Genomic DNA, 25207 nt, shown 5'->3' with positions numbered 1-25207 from the left:
GGCGGAGTTTATCGGCTTTTTCAGTCGATCGCCTGCAAGCACTCGGCAAAACGTTTGGCCAAGAAGCGCGCGGCGGGCCCAAGGTGCTCGTCGCGGCGCCACACCAGTTCCACCACCAGGGCGGGCGGGGTCCATTCGCTGGCCAATTCGACCATCTGTTGCTGGTAGGTCGGGTATTGCACGATATGCCGAGGCAGCCAGGCCCAGCCCAGGCCACTCATCAGCCATTCGGCCAATACGTAGAAGCTGTCGGCGCGCCACACCAGGGGGCTGGCCGCCTCGCTGCCGGGGTAGACGCTGGTCTGGGTCGACATCAGCAACTGCCGAAACTGGGCCAGGTGTTGGCACGTCACGTACTGCTCCTTGGCCAACGGGTGATTGACTCCGCACACCGTGACCATTTCCACGCTGCCCACCACCCTTCGCTCCAGGGCTTCGGGAATCTGGTCGTGATAGAACAACAGCCCCAGGTCCGCCTTGCGCTCCACCAGCTTGCGCGCCACATCGCCCTGGGCCGCGCTGGACAACTGCACCTCCAGCAGCGGGTAGTGCACGGCCAGCGCCTCCAGGCTGTCGAGCACAGGCTGGAACAACATCGCCTCATCCTGGGCCAGGCGCAGGCAGGCTTCCTCGCCGCGGGTCAACGACAACGCCCGGCCCGTGAGGCGCTCACACTGGCGCAGCACCTCACGCGCTTCCTCCAACAACACACTGCCGGCCTCGGTCAGGCGCGGTTGCCGGCCGCTGCTACGTTCGAACAGGACAACGCCCAAGTCCGCCTCCAGCAGGGCAATGCCACTGCTGACCGCCGATTGCGCCTTGCGCTGCCCCCGCGCCACGGCAGAAAACGAGCGCTGCTCGGCGACGCTCACAAACAGGCGCATCTGCTCCAGATCCCATTGCACGCTCATGGCTCAACCCATCTCAATTCCAGATAGGTAATGACTTTACCCCATCTGGCGAACCTCTAGAATGCCGACCTTATCAAATGCGCATCACCTCGAGGATTGCCCCATGAATGCCGCCTACTACTACTTGGCCATCGCCATCTGCTCGGAAGTGATCGCCACCGTTTCCATGAAAGCCATCAAAGGCTGGAGCACCCCTATTCCGTTGTTGCTGGTGATCGTCGGTTACGGCGTGGCGTTCTGGATGCTGACTCTGGTGGTGCGCACCGTGCCGGTCGGCGTGGCGTACGCGGTATGGGCAGGGATGGGCATCGTCATGGTCAGCATCGCGGCGCTGTTCATCTACGGGCAGAAGTTGGATGTGCCGGCGATGCTGGGGATGGGCCTGATTGTGCTGGGCGTGGTGGTGATTCAGCTGTTCTCGAAAACCGCCGGACACTGACCGCCACTCAACAGCCTGTATACTGCGCCTCTTGTCTTGAACACTGAGGTCGCCGATGCCATCCGTTATTTCCACCGACGTTCTGATTGTCGGCGCCGGGGTTGCCGGCCTCTGGCTCAATGCGCGCCTGCGCGGCCAGGGGTTTTCCACGGTACTGGTGGAAAGCGCCACCCTGGGCGGCGGGCAAAGCCTGAAGTCCCAGGGCATCATCCACGGCGGTGCGAAATACGCCCTGCATGGCGCCCTCACCGGCGCCTCCGAAGCCATTGCCGATATGCCGCGCCGCTGGCGTGAAGCCCTGGCCGGCAACGGCGAGCTGGACCTGTCCGGTGTGCGCGTGCTGTCCCAGGCACATTACTTGTGGTCGCCCGGGACGATTGCCGGCAACCTCACCAGCTTTTTCGCCAGCAAGGCCGTGCGTGGCCGCGTCGATCAGGTCAAGGGCGACGAACTGCCCCTGGCGCTGCAGGACCGTCGCTTCAAAGGCAAGGTCTACCGCCTGGCCGAGCTGGTGGTGGACGTGCCCAGCCTGATCAATCGCTTGGCGCAACTGGCTGGTGACAGCCTGCTCGCAGGTGTGCACATCGAACCGTTGCTGGAGGGTGACACCCTGGTGGGCTTGAAGGTCGATGGCCGTGAGATCCGCGCCCAGCGCATAGTCCTGAGCGCTGGCGGCGGCACGGCAGACTTGCTCGCCGCCCTGGGCCATAGCCAGCCGGCCATGCAAAAACGCCCGCTGCACATGATCATCGCCAAAGGCCCCGGCCTCAAGCCGCTGTACGCCCACTGCCTGGGCGGCGGCACCAAGCCGCGCCTCACCGTGACCACCCACCCGGCCGCGGATGGCAACTGGGTGTGGTACATGGGCGGTGATATCGCCGAGGCTGACGGCGTGGCGCGTACGCCGCAAGAACAGATCGCCACCGCGCAGAAAGAGCTGGCGCAACTGCTGCCCTGGATCGACATGAGCCAGACCCAGTGGGCCACCCTGCGGGTGGATCGCGCCGAGCCGCTGCAATCGGGGCTGAGCCGTCCCGATAACGCGTTCCTTGCCGAAGACGGCCGCCTGCTGGTCGGCTGGCCCACCAAACTGGCCCTGGCGCCGGACTTCGCCGACCGCGTACTCCACGCTCTGGAGCGCGACGGCATCCGCCCAGGCGCCAATACCCCGCTGCCCGAGCTGCCAGCACCGGCAATCGGCCAACCCGTCTGGGAGCAACTGTTGCCATGAGCCTGCCAACCCTGCACGACCTGCATCGCCCCCTGGGCAGCACCGGCCTGCTGGTGTCGCCCCTGGGCCTGGGCACCGTCAAGTTGGGCCGCGACCAAGGGGTGAAATACCCCAACGGCTTTCAGATCCCTGGCGACGACGAGGCCCGCATGCTGTTGCGCCAGGCCCGCGAACTGGGCATCAACCTGATCGACACCGCACCGGCCTATGGCATGAGCGAAGAGCGCCTGGGGCCGCTGCTGCGTGACCAGCGCAAGGACTGGGTCATCGTCAGCAAGGTTGGCGAAGAGTTTGCCAATGGCGTGTCCCATCACGATTTCAGCGCGGCCCATACGCGGATGTCGATCGAACGCAGTCTGAAACGACTTGAAACGGATTTTATCGACCTGGTGCTGGTGCACTCCGACGGCAACGACTTGCATATCCTCAACGATTGCGAGGTTTACCAGACTCTGGCGCAGTTGAAGAAAGACGGCAAGATTCGCGGTTTCGGCTTCTCCGGCAAAACCGTTGAGGGCGGCGTGAAAGCGCTGGAACAGGGCGACTGCGCGATGGTCACCTACAACCTCAACGAACAGGCTGAGAAGGCCGTGATTGACTATGCGGCCGCCCACGGCAAGGGCATCCTGGTGAAAAAGGCGCTGGCCAGCGGCCACGTATGCCTGGAACCGGGAATGGATCCAATTCAGGCCAGTTTCACCTTGTTGTTCGCGCAAACGGGCGTCGTCAGTGCTATTGTCGGGACCATTAATCCGCTGCACCTGGCCCATAACGTAGCAACTGCTGCCCGGGTCATTCGTCAACTCTGATGCCGCCCACGCGGCCGACCCCGTCGCAAGAAGGAGCCGACATGCCGCGTACGCTCATAAGAAAGAACCCCAGCAACTTCAAGACACTGCCGCTGCACGTCGAAGCCACCCCCGAAGGCCTGAGCTACCAGAGCGTCGGCATGCCGCTCAACTTCGCCCAGACCCTCCAACGGCGCAAGCCGGTCGAGGTACCAGATGCCGAACGCTTCGCCCTGGAACTGGCGAACCTCGGCGTCTCGGTACGCCTGACCCTGCACTGGCAAAACAAGGACTACTGGGTGCTGGTGCGCCAACGCCGCCAGGACCGTGGCGACGTGGTGCTCAAGCTGATCTCCGGCTACGTCCCGGCCCATGAACTGAACCTGCCGCTGCACACCGCCATCCAGGAAATTGCTGAAGAGTGCCTGCTCGAAACACCCGAAGGCTGGCTCGGCGGGCGCTTCAACGACACCTGGCTGCCGGCGCCCTACTCCGCCGCCCTGCATTACCGCGAAGCCCTACCGTTTCGGCTCAGCCCCTTGTCCGGCGCCGCACGCCCGGTACGCTGCGCCACCATGCAACTGATCGAGCGCCCACGGGCCTACGTGCACCTGCCGACCGCCTCGCTGCAATTGATTTATGACCTGCGCCTGGAAGTGCCGAAGGAGGCCAAGTCCCTCAGTTTGTTTCATGTGGATGAGCGTTTGGAGGGCGACCAACTGGTGGCACGCCTGGATCGTCAGCGTCCGGACCTGTACTTGATGCCGCTCAAAGACGGCGAGCCGCTTGCAGAGTTGTATACCGTCAAGAAGGATCAGCTGTACCCGGCCAGCACGCGCGGCCTGTATCTGGCGGAAAGTTTTGCCCAGCAAGAAGGCTGGCTGGTGCGCGATGAGCGCATTCGCTGGAAGGACTGGCTCAGGCAGCAGGGCCTGGCAGAGCCGGAAAAAGACTCCAAGCTCAAGCGCTTGACCGGCAAGGCGCGGCAGATGCTGCGCAAGATCGTGCCGAAGAAAAGCTAGGGCGAGCAGGCTCGCCCCACGGGGTATCACTCGTTGTTGCGGATCTTCTCGACAATCGCGGTGGTGGAGCTGTTTTCAACCAACCCCAGCACTTTGACCGTGCCACCGTAGGCACTGACGATGTCCGCACCGACCACTTGGTCGACGCTGTAGTCACCGCCCTTGACCAGCACGTCGGGCTTGACCTGGGCCAACAGGTTTTCCGGCGTGCCTTCAGAGAAGCTGATCACCCAGTCCACCGCACCCAGGCCCGCGAGTACCGCCATGCGCCGGTCAACGCTGTTGATCGGGCGGCCAGGGCCTTTCAAGCGGCTGACCGACGCGTCATCGTTGACCGCGACGATCAAACGGTCGCCTTGGGCACTCGCCTGCTCCAGGTACGTCACATGCCCGGCGTGCAGGATGTCAAAGCAACCGTTGGTGAACACAATGCTTTCGTTGTGAGCCCGGGCATCGTCAATCGCCAGCAGCAATTGCTCCAGGCCTAGCACACCGCGCTCCGAGCCTTCCGAGCGCTGAATCGCACGGCGCAACTCCGGTGCGCTGATGGCGGCGGTACCCAGCTTGCCCACCACAATGCCCGCCGCCAGGTTGGCCAGGGCCACGGCGTGGGGCAGTTCTTCACCGGCAGCAATGGAGGCTGCCAGGGTAGAAATCACGGTATCACCGGCGCCGGTGACGTCGAACACTTCACGGGCACGCGCTGGCAGGTGCATCGCCGGATGGCCCGGACGCAGCAGGGTCATGCCGTGCTCGCCACGGGTCACCAGCAAGGCGCCCAAGTCGAGATCGGCCATCAGCGCCGCGCCCTTGCTCACCAGTTCGTGCTCATCAGCGCAACCGCCGACGATGGTCTCGAACTCACTGAGGTTGGGCGTGAGCAGGCTGGCGCCTCGGTAAACCGAAAAGTCCTTGCCCTTGGGATCGGCCAGCACCGGAATGTTGCGGGCCTTGGCGGCCTGGATCAACACCTGGTGATTCTGCAAGGCGCCTTTGCCGTAGTCGGACAACACCAGCACCTTGATACCTTCGAGCAGTGCCTCGACCTGGTCGCCAAGGGCCAGGGCGTCGGTGGCGAAGGGTTCTTCAAAATCGATACGCAGCAACTGCTGATGACGGCTCATGACCCGCAGCTTGACGATGGTCGGCTGATAGGCGATGCGCTGAAACAACGCACGCACGCCGGCGCCCTGCAGGCTGTTGGCCAGGCTTTCGGCCGCTTCGTCGTCGCCGGTCACCCCCACCAGGGAGGCCGGGGCGCCGAGGGCGGCAATATTGAGCGCGACGTTGGCAGCGCCACCTGGGCGGTCTTCGATTTGCTCGACCTTGACGACCGGTACCGGAGCCTCAGGGGAAATCCGTGAGGTACCACCATGCCAGTAACGGTCGAGCATGACATCGCCGACCACCAAGACAGCGGCTTGATTGAATCGCGGCATGGACAACTTCATGGAGCAACCCACATACAAAATGAACAGGGGCGCGATATTAGCACAGGGTTTGCGATGGCTTGCGACCGCCGCAGGGCAAATGTGGGAGGGGATTTGCTCTCTGTAGGAGCGAGCAAGCTCGCTCCTACATTTCATTTACCCCGTGATGCCGGGTGGATCAGGTGATATCAGCCTGCACCGGTGCATCCAGGCCCATGGCATGCAGGCGGGCGTAATAGCCGTTCTGCGCCAACAACTCGCCGTGGGTACCACGCTCGACAATCCGCCCGTCGTCCATCACCAGAATCAGGTCAGCCTTCTCGATGGTGGACAGGCGGTGTGCGATCACCAGAGTCGTGCGGCCTTGCATGACCTTATCGAGTGCCGCCTGAATATGCCGCTCGGACTCGGTGTCGAGAGCGGAGGTGGCCTCGTCGAGAATCAGCAGCGGCGCATTCTTGAGCAAGGCGCGCGCAATCGCCAGGCGCTGGCGCTGGCCGCCGGACAACAGCACGCCGTTCTCACCGACCTGGGTATCGAAGCCTTTGGGCAACTGATCGATGAAGTCCTTGGCATTGGCATCCGCCGCCGCCGCTTCAACGTCGGCACGAGGCGCACCGGCCAGGTCGCCATAGGCGATGTTGTTGGTCACGGTGTCGCTGAACAGGGTCACATGCTGGGTGACCTGGGCAATATGCTTGCGCAGGTTGAGCAGCTTGTAGTCTTCGATCTCGATGCCATCGAGCAGAATTTCACCGCTTTCATGGTGGTAGAAGCGCGGGATCAGGCTGGCCAGGGTCGACTTGCCACTGCCCGAACGACCCACCAGCGCAATCATCTGCCCAGGCTCGGCGGTGAAGCTGATGTCCTTGAGCACATGGCGATCGATGCCAGGGTAGGTGAAGTTCAGGTGACGCACTTCCAGACGACCGCTGACCTTGTCGCGTTCGAGAGTGCCGTGGTCGACCTCAACGTCTTCGTCCAGTTGTTCGAAGATGCTTTCGGCGCCCGCCACGCCTTTCTGGATGGTCGAGCTGACTTCCGAAAGTTGGCGGATCGGCTTGGGCAGCAAGCCCGCCAGGGTGATGTAGGCCACCATGTCACCCGCCGAGGCGTCGCCACGCAGGTACAGCACCAGGAACATCAGCACGGCCATGGCGGAGTAGATCACCAATTGCAGCGCCGGGGTGTAGATCGCCCCGGTGCGGGTCATGCGCAGTTGCTTGTTGGTGTTGCTCTGGCTGGCCTTGAAAAAGCGCTTCTGTTCGTAGACTTCGCCGCCGAAGCTGCGCACCACGCGGTAGCCCTGGATGGTCTCCGAGGCCACGTGGGTCACGTCGCCCATGGCCACCTGGATCTTCTTGCTCTGCTTGCGAAATTTCTTGCTGGCGGTACTGACCATCACGGCAATCAACGGCAGGATCGCGATCATTACCAAGGTGAGGCGCCAGTTCATGTACAGCAAGGAAGCGAACAGGAAGATCACCGTCATGCCTTCGCGAATCACCACCTTGATGGCATCGGTCGCGGCACCCGTGACCATGGTCACGTTGAAGGTAATGCGGGAAATAAGGTGCCCGGAGTTGTGGTTATCGAAGTAACGGTTGGGCAGCGTCAGCAGGTTGTTGAACAGTTGCACCCGCAGGTCGTGGACCAAACCCAGGGAGACCTTGGCCAACAGGTAGTTGCCCAGGAATGAACCCAGGCCCTGCCAGGCCGCGATCAGGATAATCAGCAGCGGCACCGCCTGCAGCAATTGCAGGTCGCGCAAAAAGGGCACGGTCGGGAACAGCACAGCTTCCGGATTGGAAAGACCGTCGACAAAGTACTTGAGGATGTAACCCAGCATCGGTTGGGTCGACGCGAAAATCAAAAATCCAAGGATACTCAACGCGAACAAGCCCATATAGGGCTTAACGTAACTGAGCAGGCGGAAGTATATTTTCAAGCTCGAAGGGCTTGCGCTCGGACTGGAGTCGGTCATATCACGCGGCGTTTTGAAAAAGGAGGCTGACTTTAGCACAGCTTCTCTGTTGTACTTGCACCCGGCGTAAGCCGCGGCCCGGTTGGATCCTACCGGCGACATTACTTAGCCACTAGCTTAAGATGGTCGGCTTTCTCTTTCTGGAATGGCTTTACTGTATGCACTCCAAGCGCCTTACCTATGGCTCAAATCGCGTTTTCGACTTCCTGGTCCTATGGATTTTGCCTGTTGGCTTGTTGCTGCTCCTGAGTGCACTGTTCTTTGTCGGCAATCGCAATGTACTGCACCGAATTGTCTACATCCTGTTCAGCGTACCGACCTTGTTTCTGTTGTGCATGCGTCCTCGGGAGTTCAAGGACCTGCTGCGCGAACCCCTGGCGATCGCGTTCCTGGCGTTCTCCGCCTGGGCGTTGACCAGTCTGCTCTGGAGCCCCGCGCCCAGTTCCGATACCGACCTGTTCAAGCGACCGCTGAATACCTTCATGCTGTTTGGTGGCTGCGGGCTGTTGCTGCATTACCGCAACGAATTGTTCAAACCGATCTTCTTCAGCGCTGCGGTGATTGCGCTGGTGGTGAGCCTGGGTAATCTGGTGGCGTTCGCCAAGGGCTATCAACCTGGCATGCGCATGATCGGTGGTCTGGGCGCCCTCGACAACCCGCTGCTCAGCTCGCACCTGTTTGGCTTTTTCACGGTGTACTGGCTATACGTCTGCATGACCACCCAGCGTCTCAACGTGCTGTGGTTCAGCGTACCGTCCCTGGCGATCATGACCGCTGCGGTGCTGGCGACCGGCTCACGCACGCCGCTGGTGGCGCTGACGCTGGCCATACTTTGGATGAGTTTTGTCAGCCGCAATCGACGCTCAATGCTACTGCTCGCCGGCACCGCCTTGGGCATCGTCGGGCTGATGCTGTTCTATCCTGAATCAATCATTATGCGTGGCAGCTCGTTCCGCTTGGAATTGTGGAGCATGTCTTTGCAGCTTATCGCCGAGCACCCGTGGATCGGCCATAGTTACGACTCCGAGTTGTTCCTGACCTTGGCGGACGGTTATCAACTGCGCGAGCCCCACAGCTTTGCCCTCGGCGTGCTCTATTACGTCGGCATCATTGGTTTTATCCCCTGGGCCTTCATGCTCGGCTGGGGCCTATACAAAGGTTTGAAGGAGCGCGCCCAGCCGCTGTTCATCCTGGCATCGTCCCTGCTGGCCTATGGCATCGGAGCAGGCCTGACCGAAGGCGGCGGCATATTGTCGCGCCCCAAGGAACACTGGTTCCTGCTGTGGATTCCCCTGGCAATTATCACTGGCCTGAGCCTCGCCCAACGCCACCGCAGCCTGCTGCGCATGAAGGTGCAGAACCTCAAGCCCGCGGCGTTTGAACAGCTGTGCAGCAACGCCCACGTGATTGAAGCCGATGGCCTGGGGCCCAAAGTCCTGCGCCTGGAGGACGGCAGTTTCCTCAAACTGTTCCGCCCACGCCGCTGGTACACCTCCGGCAGTTTCAACCCGTACTCCGAGCGCTTTGCCAGCAACAGCGAGCAACTGCGCACCCTGGGCATTCCCACGCCGCACATCCTTGGGCTCTATCGCCTCAGCGATGCCAGCAGCGCCGTGACCTACACACCACTGCCCGGCCTGACGTTGCGCCAAGCGCTGCAAAGCCTGGACAGCAGTCTGCGTGAGTCACTGGTGGAGCGCTTTGGCCGGTTCATGGCGCAACTGCACGAGCGCGGCGTGTACTTCCGCTCGCTGCACCTGGGTAACGTGTTGTTGATGGACGACGGTGAGTTTGCCCTGATCGACGTGGCTGACCTGCGCATCTACCCGTCTTCACTGCGTCACGCCTTGCGCCAACGTAACCTGCGCCACATGCAGCGTTATCCGCAGGACCGCAGCTGGCTGTTCGAAACGCACTTCGAACAACTGCTCAAAGGTTACGCCTCGGTGGCAAGCCCAACCGCCACTGCGAAAATCCGCGAGCAGGTCCAAAGCCTGTAAACACCTGTAGGAGCGAGCTTGCTCGCTCCTACAGGGTGCGGTGCCGGTTCAGCTCTTCTTGAGCGGCGCCAGATACAACCGCACCAGCCCCCGCAAGGTCTTGCGCCCCCAGAACTTCATAGGGATCTGCTTGAGAATCTCCCGCGCCAACGGGCGGTCGCGGTCGGCGGTCTTGAGGAACATCGAGTTCAGGAAGTTGTAGCGAACCGCGTCATAGGCCGGGTGCTCGCTGAACTTCGCGTAGGTCTTGAGGATGTTCTGGATCATGTAGCGGTGGTTCTTGTACGTGTTGTTAGCGTGCTGGCGATACTTGGCCATCACCACGTCAAGGGCGTCGATGGTATAGCCCGCCGCCGTGATCTTCAGTTGGATCAGCAAGTCTTCCAGGGGAATCTGTGGGTCGAAACCACCGACCTCCTCCAGCACTTCGCGACGTATCAGCATGGTCGGCGCCGGTGGAAACGGTTTGCGGTCCAGGAACAGGTCGTCGAAATCCAGACAGCGAAACGGCACGTCGCGACGCTGTTTCTTCTCCGGGTGCAGGTTGCCATCCCCGTCGATCAGCTCGATATTGCCAGCACACATGCCCACCTTCGGCTTGCCGTCCATATACGCCACCTGGGTGGCAATACGGTCCGGCAACATGATGTCATCCGAGCCGAACGGTGCGATCAGGCTGCCCTTGGCGCGAGCAATCGCACCGTTCAAGGTGGCGCTGAGCCCTTGATTCTGCTGCACCTGGAAATCAAAGCCGTGCTCGGCCTGCAAGCGCTGGATGCGTTCGACGCTGTCATCCTTGGAGCCGTCGTCGACCACCAACAGCTCGATATTGGGGTAGGTCTGCCCCAGCACACTAAGAATACTTTGCTCGATGTACTGGCCATGGTTGTAGGAAGCGATGATCACCGAGACCAGGGGTTGTGGCTGATTCATGCTCTACCTACTTCACGCAAACCGGTTTCAATCAGGGTCAGGTACTTGTGCTTGAACTCGTCGAGGGTGTGGTTGGCCTCTAGATAGCGGAACACCTCCTCCCCCTTGGCGCGCAATTGTTCATCGCTCAAGGCCAGGTAAGTATCCAGGGCCGCAGCCAGTTGTTCGACATTGCCCGGGTCGTGGGACAAGCCGCCCGCGCCCAGCACCAGCGGCAGCATCGCCGGGCCGTTGGAGGCAATCACCGGCAGATGGCCGCTCATGCCTTCCAGCAAGGCCAGGCCCAGACCTTCGAACAGCGACGGCATGGTCCAGATATCGAAGCCACGCACGTACTTCATGCCGTCTTCGCGAAAACCCAGCAAGTGCGCACGGCCGGTCAGGCCCAGGCGCTCGATGTCGGCGCGCAGGTCGGCTTCGGCACGGCCGGAACCAATGATGCCCACCTGCGCCTCAGGGTATTTGTCCTTGAGCGTGGCGAAGGCTTGCAGCAGATGGGTATGACCCTTGATCGGCACGAGGCGGCCCAGGGCACCAATCATCCGTGCATCCATGGGCAGGCCCAAGGCCTTGCGTGCGTCTTCACGGGACAGCTGCAAAGCCTCTGCCTGGGGAATGTCGATCGCGTTGGTGACGTAGGTGGTGTTCTCACGGGTGAAGCCGCAGTTGAGGTCTACCAGGTAGTCCTTGACCGCTTCGGACACACCGACAAAGCGCCACGCCGGGCTGACCCAGCGCTGGGTCTGACGTCGACGGTAACCACGGGCGTACTCGCCAAAGCCGTGGGAGATGCCGATGCACAGCGGGATCTTCAACCAGCGGTTGAGCGACAGCATCATGTTCACCGACTTGAACCGGTTACAGATGACCACGTCGAACTTCTGCTCACGGCAGTATTTGTAGATCTGCCACATGGCGCCAAAGCGAATACCCTTGAGAGACTTCTCCGGCAGCTCGAAATAGTGGGAGTGCTCGGCCACGCTCAGGGGCTGGCCGGGCAGCGGGCGCCCACTGAGAAATCCGGAGGTCACCTCGAAACGCTCAGCCGGCAGGGATTTGACGATTTGCTCACCCAAGTCCGCGAAGTCATGGGTCTTGACGTTGTAGTCCGGCTGTAACTGCAAAACCTTGAAACGAGGCTTCATAACTCTCCATGCAGCGATCTGGCTACGGGCACGCAGCCCGGTAAAAAGGGCGGCAGGCGCATAACGGCCCGCCTTCAATCGGCTCTCAGTCCTGCTTCAGGACCCACAACAGCTCGTGGCGGCGCACGGCCTTGCGAAAGAATTCGTTCTCGCCATAGGGCGATGGACTACGGCCCGCCAGCAGTTGCTGCAACCACCTACGCACTCGACGCTTGAACGGCGCTGGCGGCTGCAGGTCGTGCATCATGCCCAGGGCCATGGCCTTGTCCTGCTGCTGGCTCAAGGCGAGGGCGAAACTGCACGGCACCAGCTCCACAGCGCCATCGAAACGCGGCGGCAATGCTACGCCAGCGCCGGAATCGCCCATGGGCCAACGGTCGTTATCATGCAGGTGATTGGCGTAGCCGAGCAATGTGTCGGGCTGCCACGCCAGGCCCTGCAAGGCTTCCAGCACTGCCGCATGGGCGCAGATATGGTCGGCGTGGGGGTCCAGCAACGGCGTGGGCAACACGATGACCTGGGGCCGCGCCTTGAGCAGCAGCGCCCGCAGATCGGCGATCAGGTTGTGCCAAGTCGGCGCGCCATCAGCATCGCCAGGCAGGGCAAAACCATTGAACTGGCGAAACAGCCGCGTATCGGCCAAATCGGCTTCGCGCGAGGCTTGAGGCTGATCCGGCGCGACCTGCATGGCTTGCAACTGCATGCAAAAGTAGCCCAATTGCACGCACTGCGCCTCGGGCACGCCCGCCCAGCGGGGCACGGCGACGCTGTCCCAGGCGCGCAAACGGCCCTTGAGGCGCGCAGCTTCAGCCTTGGGCAGGCCCATGTGCTGATAATGCTCGGCTTCGATTTCACCGGCGGTCAGCGTGACGATCCAGCTTTCAGTCGCCTGGCTGTAAAGGCTGAACGCAGCCAGCTCGGCATCGTCGGCATGGGGCGCGATCACCATCACACGTTGCTGGCGATAGTCGGGCTGGCGAAAGCGCCACAGCGTCGGCTGCCCCTTGATCCGGCAAAAACGCCCGCGCAAGTGGAGCTTGCCCGCCGCCAAGTCTTCGGCGGCGCCGGTCAGGTTCAGATAACGCCGCCCAGCGACGCCGCGTTCGAAGGTTTGCCGGTCCGGGCTTGCCAGGCCCAACAGGTCCACCGCAGGGTCGAAGAAACGCCCCAGCCAGGTACTTTTCAACTCAATGCCGACGATCAGGGTTTCATCCGCCGCCAACGGCGTATCCAGCAACAGTCGGCCCGCCTCCAGGCGCAAGCCGGGTTGTTCGCTGCCGGCCGGGAACGCGTACTCATAGCTGTCTTGGGGCGAGTAAAACAGGTGATCGGCAAACCAGGCCTCATGGGCGGCCCACAACAGCACCGCAAGGATCAGCGGCAACCACCAGGCAACCAGTACGCCGGTCGCGACCAACACCAGCACGCCGATCAGCAGCGCAATACGTTTGTTACGCCGATGGCGCTTGAGCAGTTGCTGTTTGCGGCTCATACGCTGAACACCGGCACCGGGTTGCACCAGCGCTCCTTGTATTCACGGTCGGAACGCCCGAAGGAGAAGCGCAGTGACTTGTTCGCCGCCCGCGCCTGTTCCCAGGCACTTTGGGTATTGAGGAAACTCAGCACACTGCCAGGGCTGAATGCACGGGTTTCAGGGTCGACGCCGCCGTTGACATACTCGGCGCTGAACCACTCGTTGGACTGCACCTGATACACCAATTGCACTGCAATCGGCGCGTCGTTCAGAAACAGCACCGAGCCGAACAGGAATTCCTTGAGCAACTCCAGCACCTCGGCCAGACGCGCCGCGCCCGCCGCCGGGAAGCCCCAACGACGCTGGAACAGGTCGCAATAAATCGCCGCCAGTTCTACGCTGGAAAACTCACTGACCGCCCGTACCACGCCGCCCGCCTCTTCCAACAGGCGCAGTTCACGCCGCTGGTTATAGCGAAACTTCTTCGACAGGTCTTCGGGCGTGCGCGCCATGGCCAATTGCTCGGCCTGAGGCTTGAGGGTGCTCACGCGCCCCTCGTTCAGCGCCGAGAGGTAGCGCGCACGGTGCCGTAACGGTACCTGCGCATCGGCGGCAATCGGCAGGATGATCTCGGCGTTGCCCAGGTCAAACAGGCCTTTCTTGCCGCTGCGCTTGAGCACGTCCTTGGACAGCGCCAGGTCGCGCCCCCAGGTGGCGATCGCCCCCTTGAACTCACCACCTTGCTCCCAGCCCAGGTAGCGCACGGGTATCTGCGCCAGGCCGGCCAGCCGCTCGATCACCTGGGGATGGGTCGCCACGCTGCCGCCGTAACGCTGCCAGGCCTGGGCGTAAACCTCGGCCTCGACAGGCGCCCAGCCACGTTCACGCCAGCCCTGGAAGCGGTTCAGCATTTAAACCACGGCGTCATAAGGGTCCACGCCGTCCTTGACCACCAGGATGTCTTCCATGATCAGGTACTGCAGGTCCGAGCCGAAGAACATGTTCAGCGCGTCGGTCGGCGAGCAGATCATCGCTTCGCCACGACGGTTGAGCGAGGTGTTCAGGGATACGCCGTTACCGGTCAGCACTTCCAGCTCTTTCATCATGTCGTAGTAGCGCGGGTTGTATTCGCGCTTGAGCACCTGGGCACGGGAAGTACCGTCTTCGTGCACCACTTCCGGTACACGGGTCTTCCACTCTTCGGCGACTTCAAAGGTGAAGGTCATGAACGGCGCCGGGTGATCGACCTTGATCATCTGTGGGGCCACGGTGTCGAGCATCGACGGGCAGAAAGGCCTCCAGCGCTCGCGGAACTTGATCTGGTGGTTGATGCGATCCGCCACGCCGGTTGCACTTGGGCAACCGATTATCGAACGACCGCCCAACGCACGCGGGCCAAACTCCATGCGGCCCTGGAACCAGGCGACCGGATTGCCGTCGACCATGATCTTGGCAATGCGCTTAGGCATGTTCTCGATCTTGCGCCAGTTCGGCTTGCTCTCGTGCTTGGCGCACGCGGCAATCACGTCTTCGTTGCTGTAGGACGGGCCGAGGTAGACGTGTTCCATCTTCTCGACCGGTACACCACGAGCATGGGACACGTAGGCCGCCGCACCGACGGCGGTGCCGGCATCGCCGGAAGCCGGCTGTACGAACAGCTCTTTGACGTCGTCACGGGCAATGATCTTCTGGTTCAGCTTGACGTTCAGCGCACAGCCGCCGGCGAAGGCCAGCTTGCCGGTGTCCTTGAGGATGTCGCCCAGGTAGTGGTCGATCATCTGCAAGGCCAGTTTCTCGAACAGCGCCTGCATGCTGGCCGCGTAGTGGATGTACGGCTCGTCGGCGATGTCGCCTTCGCGTTTCGGCCCCAGCCACTCGATCAGTTTCGGCGAGAAGTAGAAACCCTTGCCCTTCTCTTTGTAGCGGCGCAGGCCGATGACATTGGCGTAGTCGGTGTTGATCACCAGCTCGCCGTTTTCAAAGGAGGCCAGGCGAGAGAAATCGTACTTGCTGGCATCGCCGTACGGCGCCATGCCCATGACCTTGAACTCACCGTCGAGCATCTCGAAACCGAGGAACTCGGTGATTGCGCCGTACAGGCCGCCGAGGGAGTCCGGATCGTAGAATTCCTTGATCTTGTGGATCTTGCCGTTTTCGCCGTAGCCGAAGAAGGTGGTGGCGTACTCGCCCTTGCCATCGATGCCCAGGATCGCGGTTTTTTCCTGGAAGCCCGAGCAGTGGTAGGCGCTGGAAGCGTGAGCCAGGTGGTGTTCAACCGGTTCGATCTTGATTTTCTTAGGATCGAAGCCCAGTTGCTCCAGGCACCAGACGATCTTGTTGCGATAGCGTTTGTAACGACGGTTGCCCATCAGGATCGCGTCGAGGGCGCGGTCCGGGGCGTACCAGTAACGCTTGGCGTAGTGCCAGCGCGCCTCGCCGAACAGGCTGATCGGGGCGAACGGGATCGCCACCACGTCAACGTCCGAAGGCTTGATGCCAGCCTGCTCAAGGCAGAACTTCGCCGACTCGTAGGGCATGCGGTTCTTTGCATGTTTGTCGCGTACGAAGCGCTCTTCTTCGGCGGCCGCAATCAGCTTGCCGTCGATATACAGGGCTGCGGAAGGATCATGGCTAAGGGCGCCGGACAGGCCAAGAATCGTCAATGCCACTGGGGTCTAGCCTCTTTTAGTCTGCATGCAGGCGCATCGCGCCTGAAAAAAGTGTGCCTCTCGCCTGGGCGAGAAACAGCTAAAGGGCGGGATTATAGCTTAAAAGCAGAGGGAAGCTGTTAGCGGCAAGCGCCGAGAGGGGCTAGCGGAAGATCTCGATGCTGCCGTCCTTGTTCTGGCGGTAGATCGTGTAAGGCAGCATCAGGGTGTCCATGACACCAGAGGCGACAAATTCAATCGCGATGATCGGGAAAGCATTGCCTTGGCGATCCAGCAGGCTTTGGTCCTTCAGGCTTTTGTCCGGTGCGGGCTCGCCATTGAGGGTACAAAAGCCGTAGATCACCCCACTGTAGATACGCGGCACGTTTTCGCAGTGGCTGCGCGACTCCTTGAGATTCTGGCTGGCCACGGCATCCGGACGCAAGACGGTATTGATCGTTCCGCAACCGGAGGCCATTAACAAGGTTGAAACCAGCAGTACTTTGAAACCACGACTCACGGACTACTCCTTTCGCCCAGTAAATGGGCTGGGCAGGTGCTTTTATACCCATAGGCTTATGAACGGCCTGGACGCCAATAGATGCTGATATTACCGTCGGCCGATTGTCGATAAATCGTATAGGGCAAAACCACCGTATCGGCAACCGCGGACACCGCAATATCTACGAGCACGAAGGGTATGAGGAACCCGGTGGGGTCCGGGGCCGCGTGCAGCATGCAGAAATCAAACGCCACGCCGCTGTAAGCGCGGGGAATGGATTGGCAATAGGTTTTTACGAGCCTGAGCTCACGCGCCGTGTCGCCCTCTTTGCGCATGACGCTATTAACGGTTCCACAACCGCTTAATAACAGCGCAACGACACTTATACCCAGCGCCGCCATTCTTTTTCTTTTCATATCCGAGCCTCGCAAACGGTCAGCCACGCTAGCACCGAGAGATTGGCTCATTCATCCGAGAAGCACCGCCACATTGCGTGGGAAAAATCCGAAATGGTAAAACTTACCTGACTGTTTAAACTTGCGCACTTTTTGCGCGCCTTCACTATGCGTGCCCGAGACTCTGGCTGCCTCATGAAAAAAACGCACGCTCGCTTTTCCCTCTTGCTGCCTGGCCTGCTGGCCTTGAGCACCACAGCGCAAGGCGAGGACTCGCCACTGATACTTGACCCCAGCGTGGTCACCGGTTCGCGCAGCGCCAGCCCAACGTTTGATTTGCCCTACTCCGTGGACGGCATCAGCCGCGAACAGATCAGTGACGGCCAACTCGGCATCAACGCCTCCGAAGCCCTGTCCCGCGTGCCCGGCCTGGTGGTGCAGAACCGCCAGAACTATGCGCAGGACCTGCAAATTTCTTCCCGCGGCTTCGGCGCCCGTTCGGCATTCGGCGTGCGCGGCATCAAGCTGGTCGCCGACGGCATTCCCGCCAGTACCCCGGACGGTCAGGGTCAAGCCGCCACCTTCAACCTCGACACCGCCGAGCGCATCGAAGTGCTGCGCGGCCCGGCGGCGACGCTGTATGGCAGCAACGCCGGGGGCGTGATCCAGATGTTCTCCCGCGACGGCGAGGGCCCGCCGCGCATCGGCGCCGAAACCCTGGTGGGCAGCGACGGGCTGAACAAGAACCACCTGAGCGCCGAGGGCGCGGCGAATGGCGCCGGGTTTGTGCTCGACGCCTCGCGCATGGACACCAACGGCTACCGCGATCACAGCAGCGCGCGCCGCGACCAGACCTTCGCCAAGCTCAATTTCCAGCCCGATGACGACAGCAAGCTGGCGCTGATCTACAGCAGCCTGGAGCAGAACGGTACGCAAGATCCACTGGGGCAGACCTGGGCGGCGTACAAGGCCGACCCGCGTTCGGTGAGCGCCAATGCGCTGAACTACAACACGCGCAAAAGTATCGATCATCAGCAATTGGGGATGAATTACGAGCGGTATTTCGGTGGCGCCACCTTGCAGGTCAATGCCTACACTGGGCGCCGTAGTGTGATTCAGTACCTGTCGATCCCCAAGGGCACGCCCGCCAACGAACGCGGCGGAGGCGTGGTGCAATTTGATCGAAAGTTCTACGGCGGCAGCGTGCGCTGGATGCAGCCCATCGAAAGCGCGCCTGGCGAGCTGATGATCATTACCGGCCTGGACTTCGACCAAAGCGAGGACAGCCGCCATGGCTATCAGAACTACAGCGGCAATGCCCTGGGCGTGAAAGGCCAACTACGCCGCGACGAAATCGACACGGCTCGCAGCCTCGACCCGTATATCCAAGCCAACTGGGCCCTCGACCGCTGGACCCTGCAAGCCGGCGTACGCCACAGCACGATGCAGATGGACGTTGACGACCAGTTCCTCAGCAATGGCGACGCCAGCGGCAACAAGACCTACCAGAAAAACACACCGTCGATGAGCGTGATGTATGCGTTCACCCCCGACCTGCATGGCTACATCAGCGCAGGCAAAGGCTTTGAAACCCCGACCCAGGCCGAGCTGGCCTATGCACCGGGCAACACCGAGGGCTTCAACTTCGGCTTGAAGCCATCTGAAAGTACGCAATATGAAATGGGTGTGAAAGCGCAACTGAACAACACGCGGATCAACGCCGCCCTTTTCCAGATCACCACCGAGGACGAACTGGTGGTGCAGCAATCCATCGGTGGCCGTACCAGCTACCAGAACGCCGGTCGCACATTGCGCCGCGGCTTCGAACTGGGCGTTGAAAGCCAACTGAGCGAGCACTGGAGCACCAGCCTCGCCTACACCCGCCTGCACGCCACCTACGACAGCGACTTTGCCAGCGGCGCCAACACCATCGACAAAGGCAACTACCTCCCCGGCGTGCCACAAACTACCCTGTTCGCCGAACTGAACTGGAAACCACGGGACTGGGTCAGCACCGCCATCGAGGGCCTGTACCGCAGCAAAGTCTACGTAGAAGACACCAACCAGCAACATGCCGCACCGGCCTACAGCGTCTTCAACTGGCGCGCACGGTTTGAGCAGAAGGTAGAGCACTGGACCTTTCACCAGACCTTGCGCCTGGATAACCTGCTGGATCGCCAGTATGTGGGGTCGGTAATTGTGGGCGACGGCAATGGTCGCTATTACGAAGCCGCGCCGGGGCGGTCGTGGTATGCGGGGGCTGGGGCGCAGTACCAGTTCTGAATGCAGCGCCTGGACGGGCGCCATCGCGGGCAAGCCCGCTCCCACATTTTGACCGCGTTCACAGATCAAGTGTGGGAGCGGGCTTGCCCGCGATAGATTTAACTGCCGACACCCGCCTCTTTGGGCAAGCGCTGGTCAATCACCTGGTACAGCGCACTGCCCTGCGGCCAGTTACGCATAAATCGCGCACGGTCTTTGGCATACGCAGGGGCGAAGCTGGACAGCGAACCGTGCTGGCACATCGCATCCAGGTCAATCATCGCCCAGCGCCCGTCGCTCCAGAACAGGTTATGGCCCTTGAAATCCCCATGGCTGATGCGCTCGCGGATCAGCTCGGCAAACAACTGGTCCAGCGCCTGCAATTCGCTCTCGGGCGCATCGCCGCTTTCAACATACGGCGCAAAGCGCTCGATGATGTCTGGCCCAGGCAGGTATTCGGTGACCAGGTAGGCACGGCTGCGCAACCACAGGAACCGTTTCTCCAGCACCGCCAGCGGCTTGGGCGTGGCGAAGCCCAGGAAGGCCAGGCGGTTGCCTTCGCGCCAGGAGTGCCAGGCGCGGCTCGGGCGCCAGAAGCGCTTGAGCCAATGGGCAAAGCCCTTGATGTTGTAGCGTTTGATAACCAGCGGCCGGCCAGCCACGTCGACCTTGGCCACGCTCGCCGCGCCACCGGTCTTGTACAGGTGACCCTGGTCGAGCAACGCATCGGCCTGCTCCAGCACCGGCACCATGGCGGCTTCTTCTTCGCGGCGGATCGCACGCAAGCCAAAAGCGCCGCGCACCACGCTGAACAGCGTGCATTCGCGGCCGGTCTTGTCCAGGTAGTCTCTCAAACGCCAGGCGCTGACTTTACGCACCTGCTTTTCCAAGGCTTGCATTGGCAAGGCGTGTTCGCCGTTGGCCAGCAAGTAATACACCAGCAACTCTTCGGTAAAGGGCTCGAGGTTCTTGGGCAGTTGGGCGAAGAACACACCGAGGTTCTCCAGCACTCGATTGCGCGACAACGGCTTGCCCGCCTCTTCGACACGAATACCGGCGCCATCGATCAAATACAGCTTGCCATCCTTGCGCAGCAGGTTGTCCAGGTGCAGGTCTTCTTGCCACAGGCCCTTGGCATGCATCTGGGCAATCGCGCCCAGCGCTTCGGCGAGCACAGCGGTTTGTTCGTCCGCCAACGGCGGCAGGTTTTCGACGGCGAGCCAAGCGTCGGACAGGCTTTGGGCCCCCTCGATAAATTCAAACAGCAGCCAACCGCCCTCGCCGTCCTGCAAGCCATCGGCCAGCAGCAACGGCGTGGTCAGGCCCTGCTCAGCCAACAGGCGCACCCCCGTAAGCTCACGCTGAAAATGCCGCGCCGCCTTGTTGCCCACCAACAACTTGGCCAACACCGGGCGACCCCGCCACACGGCGGCGCCCACATAGCGCTGCCCCGGCAACACCCGCAAAAGGCTCAGCAATTGCAATTGCCCAGGGCCGGCGGCATCCGCCAGGTCGAGGGTCAGTGGCAGGCCGGGGGTACGCCCAGCCGATTTCAGCTCGGATAAACGCATCAGCGGTTCTCCTTGTGGCTGCGGCGCGCGGTCAGGCGCTGGTGCCAAGTGGACACCAGGGCACTGTCCTCGGACTGCTCAAGGTACGCCGCCAGCAATTGGCGCACCTGCGCGTCCGACCATTGCGGCGCGCGGCGCAGCAGCGGTTCCAGGTCCTTGACCCGGTCACGCCAGCCAAACAGCAGCGGGCGGGTTTTCTCCAGGTCGATCAACTGCGCGGCATAACCCTCACCGGCAGGCTGCAGGAAAATATGCTTGGGGTAAAAACAGCCATGCACTTGCCCGACGCTGTGCAGATGACGCGCCAGCTTGCCGCACGCCAACAGGATCGCACTGTGCTGGGCTGCGCTCAATTGCGACCACTGCTCCAGCAACGAGTCCAGGTCATTCCAGCCATCCAGCGCACGGGTGAGCAGCATCGCCCGGCGCTCGCCCTTGACCTTGCGTTCACCGAAGAACGCCGCTTGCAGGGCCGGTATACCGAGCTTTCGATACAGGCTGATGTTGCGAAACTCGCGGGCAAAACTCGGCTCGCCGAACGGGCGGTGCAAGGTGCGCGTGAGGTAGTTGCTCTGGCGCTTGAGGTAGTAACCCTGCCCCTCAAGCTCCAGGCGATACACACTGCTCCAACCGTCGCCGCTGGTGTTCGGCTCGTCCACTGCATCCAGTTGCTTGGCCCACAGCGCGTCGAAGGTCGCCAGGCCGTTGCGCTCAAGCAGAGCGCGGTCTTCGGCCGCCAGGAAGTCACTCATTCGCGTCCCTCGAAAAACTTCACCACATGGCGAATTCGCTGTTTGTCCGACGCGGTCAGGTGCGCGCGCTGACGATATTGCAGGTAGAAGCGCAGGCGCTGGGTGGCCGACAAGTGATACTTGGCGACTTTGTCCAGGCAGGCCAGGTCTTTGGTGATGCGGTACTTGAGCCAGAAACCGCGCCAGAAATCACCGTTGGGGCAGTCGATCAGGTACAGGGTGCGTTGGTCGTCCACCAGCAGATTGCGCCACTTCAAGTCGTTATGGGTGAAGCGGTGATCGTGCATGGTGCGCGTGTATTCGGCGAGCTGGCGGCTGATGCCATCGACCCACCGGGGGTCTTTGAGGCGCTCATCGTGACGCTCGGCCAGCACCGACAGATCTTCGGTCTTGGGCAGTTCGCGGGTGATCATGGCGCCACGGTTATAGGCCAGGCCCTTACGGTCCAGGCCCCAGGCCACCACGTCGGCGGTAGGGATGCCCCACTTGGCGAAGCGCTTGAGGTTCTGCCATTCGGACTTCACCCGCGGCCTGCCCAGGTAACGACGCAGGCCCTTGCCGGCACCTACGTAGCGCTTGACGTAATAATTGACCCCGCCACGCTCCACCCGGATCACTTCCGACAACGGGTCGCGGGTCAGCCGCTCGCCTTGCAGGGCGAACACCGCGTCCAGGCTTCCAAAGTCATCCGCCAGGGCGGCGTAGGCAGGTTCCAGATTCCAACCCGCCATCAGATCGCATCCCCATATCGCTGTTTACGCGCATACAGCTTTGCTGCCATGCGTTCCAGCGCAGACAACAGCGCGGTTTGCTCTGCCAGGATCTGGCGCAGCGGCTGCTGGAAGTAGGCCTTGAGAAAACGCAGCTTGTCGCGCTGGGTCAAGCCGATCTCCAACGCGGAGTAATACAGGCCGGCCAGGTCTTTGTTGCGCCAACGCACGGGGATCGTCGCACGTACCTGGGCACGGTGCAGGTCGATCACCGACAGCTTGAGGTTGTCGACGCTGATAGGCCGGTCGGTGTGCAGCAGGAAATGGCACAGGTAGCAGTCACGGTGGTTGACGCCGCCGCGGTGCATCGCGCCCACGGTACGCGCCAGCTCAAGGGTCAAGGCATGCTTGATGGCCGGCACGGGCGGTTGCTTGACCCAGTCCAGGGTCAGGTCTTCCAGGCTGATGATGGGGGTCAGTTCCTGGGTGATGATGAACGAATGCTGGTCGGCCGGGTTGCTGCCTTTTTCACCGAACGCCACGGCGGTCATGGTCGGTACGCCAAGCGCCTGCAAGCGCTGGATCGCCACCCACTCCTGGCCCGCGCCCAACACCGGTAATTTGGCGGTGACCAGGTTCTTGAGGATTTCGCCCCAGCCGATCCCACGGTGGATCTTCACAAAATAAGGCTGGCCCTCGACCACCGTACGCAACGTACGGCGAGCGGCCAGCTCGCGGAACACCTGGCCTTCCAGCTTCTCGACCTCGGCGAACGCATCGCGTCCGGCCCAGAGGGTCTTGAAGGGTTCGGCTAGAATCAACTTCATCGGTTTGGCTCCGCCAGAATCAGGTCCGCAGCGTACTGCGGCATGCTAAAGAGGTCGGCCGTCTCGGCGAAGGCCAGACCATTGCGACTCCAGGTCGCACGCGCTTGTGGGTCGTCGAGCATATCGACCAAATACTGGTTGAGCTGGGTTTGCTCGAACGGCTCGTCCAACACCCGGCCGCTCTGGGCCTTGTCGATGTAGAACGCATAGCCGCACACCTGGCTCACCAGTACAGGGAGGCCGGCGACCACCGCTTCGACCAGCACCATGCCGGCCGCCTCGTTGTACGCAGGGTGAATCAACAGGTCCGCCCCCAGCAGGAAACGCGGAATATCATTGCGGCCCTTGAAGAACTGCACCTGGTCGCCCAGGCCCAGCGCCGCGCTCTGCAATTGGAATACTTTGGGGTCGTCCTGGCCGATTACAAATAGCCGGGTGCGTTTCTTCAGCCGCGAAGGCAGAGCGGCCAGCGCCTTGAGGCTGCGGTCGACGCCCTTGGTCTTGAACCCCGAACCGATCTGCACCAACAGCAGATCATCCTCGGCCAAGCCAAATTCAGCGCGGAACTCGGCGCGGATTTCGGCGGCGTTCGGCGGGGCGCGGCGGTCGCGGGCAATACCCGGTGGCAACAGGTGAAAACGCTCGGCCTGGGTGCCGTAATACTGGGTAAACAGCTGCTGCTGATGCTCAGACAACACCATGATCTGCGTCTTGGCGTTTTTATCGAACACGGCGCGCTCGTATTCGGCAAAGTGCTTGTAGCGCCCGAACCAGCGATACATCGGGTTTCGCAGGGTCTGGGCCTTGTCCTCGAACACACCGTCGGCGGCAAAGTACAGGTCCAGCCCCGGCATTTTGTTGAAGCCCACCACGCGGTCCACTGGGCGCTTGGCCAGGTCGGCCTGGATCCAGGCGTAGAGCTTTTCGTTGCGACGGTGGTTGACCAAGGCCTTGACCGGCGCCACCAGCACCTCAAAGCCTGGCGGGATATCACCTTCCCAGATCAGGGTGTACACCCGAATGCTGTGGCCGCGCTGCTGGCATTCCAGGGCGATGCGCATGAAGTCGCGCTGCAGGCCACCGAAAGGGAAGTACTTGTACAGAACAAAAGCCAGTTGCATCAGTGCTGCTCCTCGGCCAGTAACAACGTGCTCAGCCGGCTTGCAACACGCTCAGGGTTCAAGCGCGTGAAGCACAGGGGCGACTCGCGGGCGATGTCGAACCGCCGCAGGTCGTCGGCAGTGGGTTGATAAGTGCACTGTTTTTGCAGGCAAGGCGCGCACGGCCAGTCGCTGGCCAAGTGAATCTGGCCTTTGCCGTAGGCACCGGTAAGGCCTGGGTTGGTGGGGCCAAACAGGGAAATGGTCGGCACGTCCAATGCCGCCGCCAAGTGGCCAAGGCCGGTGTCGACGGCCACGCAGGCACGGGCGCTCGCCAAGACACGGGCAACGCCCGCCAGGTTGAGCTTGGGCAACACTTCGGTGTTGGGCAGGCCGAGGGCCAGGCGTTCGGCCCGCGCCTTTTCGGCGGCGTTGCCCCACGGCAGCTTTACGTCCACGCCCAGGCGGCCCATGCGTTCGGCCAGCTCGCGCCAATAGGCTTCGGGCCAGTGCTTGGTGTCCCAAGTGGTGCCATGCAACAGCAATACGAACGGTTTTTTCGGCGGCAGGCCGAGCAGCTTTTCAACGCTCAGGCCGTAGTCGCCCAGGCGTTGGGGCAGGTCGTAGCCCAGGGCCACGGCAAACAGCTGGCGCAAGCGCTCCACCGCATGCTGCCCACGGGCCACGGCCAGGCGCCGGGAATAAAAGCGCGCAGCCAGGGGTTCACGCGCAGAATCTTTGTCGAAGCCAGCGATGGGCGCCCGCACATAGCGCGTCAGCCAGGCGCTTTTGAGCAAGCCCTGGGCGTCGATCACCAGGTCATATTTGGTCGACTGCACCGCCTGCTTGAACCTCCGCCATTCACCGCTCTTGACGGTTTGCCAGAGGTTCTTGCGCCAGCGGCGAATCGCCACCGGAATCACCTTGTCGACCGCCGGGTGCCAGGTGGGGATTTCGGCAAAGCCTTCTTCCACCACCCAGTCGAACCGAATGCCGGGAATCGCCCGCGCTGCGTCGGTGAGGGCCGGCAAGGCATGGATCACGTCGCCCAGGGATGAGGTCTTGATTACCAGAACCCGCAAC

Annotated in this window: 22 protein-coding genes; 6 read left to right on the top strand and 16 right to left on the bottom strand. The window is 61.8% G+C overall.

From position 1 onward, the window contains the following. Positions 1 to 20 precede the first annotated feature (20 nt). The gene (locus tag AB4P90_RS03340; protein ID WP_014716644.1) at positions 21 to 911 is read right to left on the bottom strand and encodes a LysR family transcriptional regulator; all 891 of its coding nucleotides are present in this window, start codon (positions 909 to 911) and stop codon (positions 21 to 23) included. 103 nt (positions 912 to 1014) lie between these two features. Here AB4P90_RS03340 and AB4P90_RS03335 point away from each other — a divergent pair, with 103 nt between their 5' ends. Genes AB4P90_RS03335 through AB4P90_RS03320 form a run of 4 tightly spaced genes read left to right on the top strand, consistent with a single transcriptional unit; the run spans position 1015 to position 4391 of the window. Beyond that, complete coding sequence (locus tag AB4P90_RS03335; protein ID WP_003188013.1) at positions 1015 to 1350, top strand: multidrug efflux SMR transporter; 336 nt, start codon at positions 1015 to 1017, stop codon at positions 1348 to 1350. Positions 1351 to 1405: 55 nt separating this feature from the next. Continuing rightward, positions 1406 to 2581, top strand: coding sequence for an FAD-binding oxidoreductase (locus AB4P90_RS03330; RefSeq protein WP_200599117.1), 1176 nt, complete (start codon positions 1406 to 1408; stop codon positions 2579 to 2581). After that, complete coding sequence (locus tag AB4P90_RS03325; protein ID WP_395605661.1) at positions 2578 to 3390, top strand: aldo/keto reductase; 813 nt, start codon at positions 2578 to 2580, stop codon at positions 3388 to 3390. Before AB4P90_RS03330 ends, AB4P90_RS03325 begins: the two co-directional genes overlap by 4 nt. A 41-nt stretch (positions 3391 to 3431) precedes the next feature. Then, the gene (locus tag AB4P90_RS03320) at positions 3432 to 4391 is read left to right on the top strand and encodes a hypothetical protein (RefSeq protein WP_003188010.1); all 960 of its coding nucleotides are present in this window, start codon (positions 3432 to 3434) and stop codon (positions 4389 to 4391) included. Between the two features lie 26 nt (positions 4392 to 4417). Here the strand turns inward: AB4P90_RS03320 and hldE are convergent, their stop codons facing one another. Continuing rightward, positions 4418 to 5842 (bottom strand): bifunctional D-glycero-beta-D-manno-heptose-7-phosphate kinase/D-glycero-beta-D-manno-heptose 1-phosphate adenylyltransferase HldE, encoded by a 1425-nt coding sequence (gene hldE, locus AB4P90_RS03315; RefSeq protein WP_014716641.1) that lies wholly within the window; start codon positions 5840 to 5842, stop codon positions 4418 to 4420. A 157-nt stretch (positions 5843 to 5999) separates the two neighbouring features. Beyond that, positions 6000 to 7805, bottom strand: coding sequence for a lipid A export permease/ATP-binding protein MsbA (gene msbA, locus AB4P90_RS03310; protein ID WP_395605660.1), 1806 nt, complete (start codon positions 7803 to 7805; stop codon positions 6000 to 6002). Between the two features lie 158 nt (positions 7806 to 7963). On the opposite strand from msbA, the gene AB4P90_RS03305 reads away from it, so the two are divergent. Then, on the top strand, positions 7964 to 9805 hold the full coding sequence (locus AB4P90_RS03305; RefSeq protein WP_103452214.1) for a bifunctional O-antigen ligase/aminoglycoside phosphotransferase family protein: 1842 nt from the start codon (positions 7964 to 7966) through the stop codon (positions 9803 to 9805). Between the two features lie 48 nt (positions 9806 to 9853). On the opposite strand, the gene AB4P90_RS03300 is transcribed toward AB4P90_RS03305, so the two are convergent. The 7 genes from AB4P90_RS03300 to AB4P90_RS03270 form a co-directional block, all read right to left on the bottom strand. Then, positions 9854 to 10738, bottom strand: a complete 885-nt coding sequence (locus tag AB4P90_RS03300; RefSeq protein WP_019818309.1) for a glycosyltransferase — start codon at positions 10736 to 10738, stop codon at positions 9854 to 9856. Then, entirely contained in the window at positions 10735 to 11883 is a 1149-nt protein-coding gene (locus tag AB4P90_RS03295; protein ID WP_395605659.1) for a glycosyltransferase family 4 protein, read from the bottom strand. The genes AB4P90_RS03300 and AB4P90_RS03295 overlap by 4 nt, the downstream gene beginning before the upstream one ends. 85 nt (positions 11884 to 11968) lie before the next feature. Beyond that, entirely contained in the window at positions 11969 to 13375 is a 1407-nt protein-coding gene (locus tag AB4P90_RS03290; protein WP_395605658.1) for a PIG-L family deacetylase, read from the bottom strand. Continuing rightward, complete coding sequence (locus tag AB4P90_RS03285; protein WP_014716635.1) at positions 13372 to 14268, bottom strand: GNAT family N-acetyltransferase; 897 nt, start codon at positions 14266 to 14268, stop codon at positions 13372 to 13374. Before AB4P90_RS03285 ends, AB4P90_RS03290 begins: the two co-directional genes overlap by 4 nt. Further along, on the bottom strand, positions 14269 to 16026 hold the full coding sequence (locus AB4P90_RS03280) for a carbamoyltransferase (RefSeq protein WP_014716634.1): 1758 nt from the start codon (positions 16024 to 16026) through the stop codon (positions 14269 to 14271). It lies immediately after the preceding gene. Between the two features lie 142 nt (positions 16027 to 16168). Further along, positions 16169 to 16525: a YceK/YidQ family lipoprotein gene (locus AB4P90_RS03275; protein WP_014716633.1), complete on the bottom strand. Its 357-nt coding sequence runs from the start codon at positions 16523 to 16525 to the stop codon at positions 16169 to 16171. A gap of 56 nt (positions 16526 to 16581) precedes the next feature. After that, positions 16582 to 16908, bottom strand: coding sequence for a YceK/YidQ family lipoprotein (locus AB4P90_RS03270; protein WP_019818311.1), 327 nt, complete (start codon positions 16906 to 16908; stop codon positions 16582 to 16584). A gap of 189 nt (positions 16909 to 17097) precedes the next feature. Between AB4P90_RS03270 and AB4P90_RS03265 the strand changes: the two genes are divergently transcribed. Then, a complete protein-coding gene (locus AB4P90_RS03265; RefSeq protein ID WP_395605657.1) occupies positions 17098 to 19185 on the top strand; it encodes a TonB-dependent receptor family protein in 2088 nt (695 codons plus the stop codon). Between the two features lie 98 nt (positions 19186 to 19283). Here AB4P90_RS03265 and AB4P90_RS03260 read toward each other — a convergent pair whose 3' ends face one another. From AB4P90_RS03260 to waaC, 6 genes are read right to left on the bottom strand one after another with little or no spacing between them, the layout of a single operon-like run. Then, positions 19284 to 20735 carry a lipopolysaccharide kinase InaA family protein gene (locus tag AB4P90_RS03260; RefSeq protein ID WP_275967985.1) on the bottom strand — a complete coding sequence of 484 codons (1452 nt, stop codon included), beginning with the start codon at positions 20733 to 20735 and terminating at the stop codon, positions 19284 to 19286. Continuing rightward, a complete protein-coding gene (locus AB4P90_RS03255) occupies positions 20735 to 21487 on the bottom strand; it encodes a lipopolysaccharide kinase InaA family protein (protein ID WP_014716629.1) in 753 nt (250 codons plus the stop codon). Before AB4P90_RS03255 ends, AB4P90_RS03260 begins: the two co-directional genes overlap by 1 nt. Then, positions 21484 to 22218, bottom strand: a complete 735-nt coding sequence (locus AB4P90_RS03250; protein ID WP_003187993.1) for a lipopolysaccharide kinase InaA family protein — start codon at positions 22216 to 22218, stop codon at positions 21484 to 21486. The genes AB4P90_RS03255 and AB4P90_RS03250 overlap by 4 nt, the downstream gene beginning before the upstream one ends. Then, on the bottom strand, positions 22218 to 23024 hold the full coding sequence (gene rfaP / locus AB4P90_RS03245) for a lipopolysaccharide core heptose(I) kinase RfaP (RefSeq protein WP_014716628.1): 807 nt from the start codon (positions 23022 to 23024) through the stop codon (positions 22218 to 22220). Before rfaP ends, AB4P90_RS03250 begins: the two co-directional genes overlap by 1 nt. Then, positions 23021 to 24145, bottom strand: coding sequence for a glycosyltransferase family 4 protein (locus tag AB4P90_RS03240; RefSeq protein ID WP_014716627.1), 1125 nt, complete (start codon positions 24143 to 24145; stop codon positions 23021 to 23023). Before AB4P90_RS03240 ends, rfaP begins: the two co-directional genes overlap by 4 nt. Continuing rightward, positions 24145 to 25206: a lipopolysaccharide heptosyltransferase I gene (gene waaC, locus AB4P90_RS03235; RefSeq protein WP_014716626.1), complete on the bottom strand. Its 1062-nt coding sequence runs from the start codon at positions 25204 to 25206 to the stop codon at positions 24145 to 24147. The genes AB4P90_RS03240 and waaC overlap by 1 nt, the downstream gene beginning before the upstream one ends. Position 25207: the final 1 nt, after the last annotated feature.

The organism is Pseudomonas sp. B16120, from assembly GCF_044218845.1.
In the GTDB taxonomy this organism is placed as follows: Bacteria; Pseudomonadota; Gammaproteobacteria; order Pseudomonadales; family Pseudomonadaceae; genus Aquipseudomonas; species Aquipseudomonas paracarnis.
Note: the sequence above shows the minus strand (reverse complement) of the source record. Positions and strands in the feature narration are given on the sequence as shown.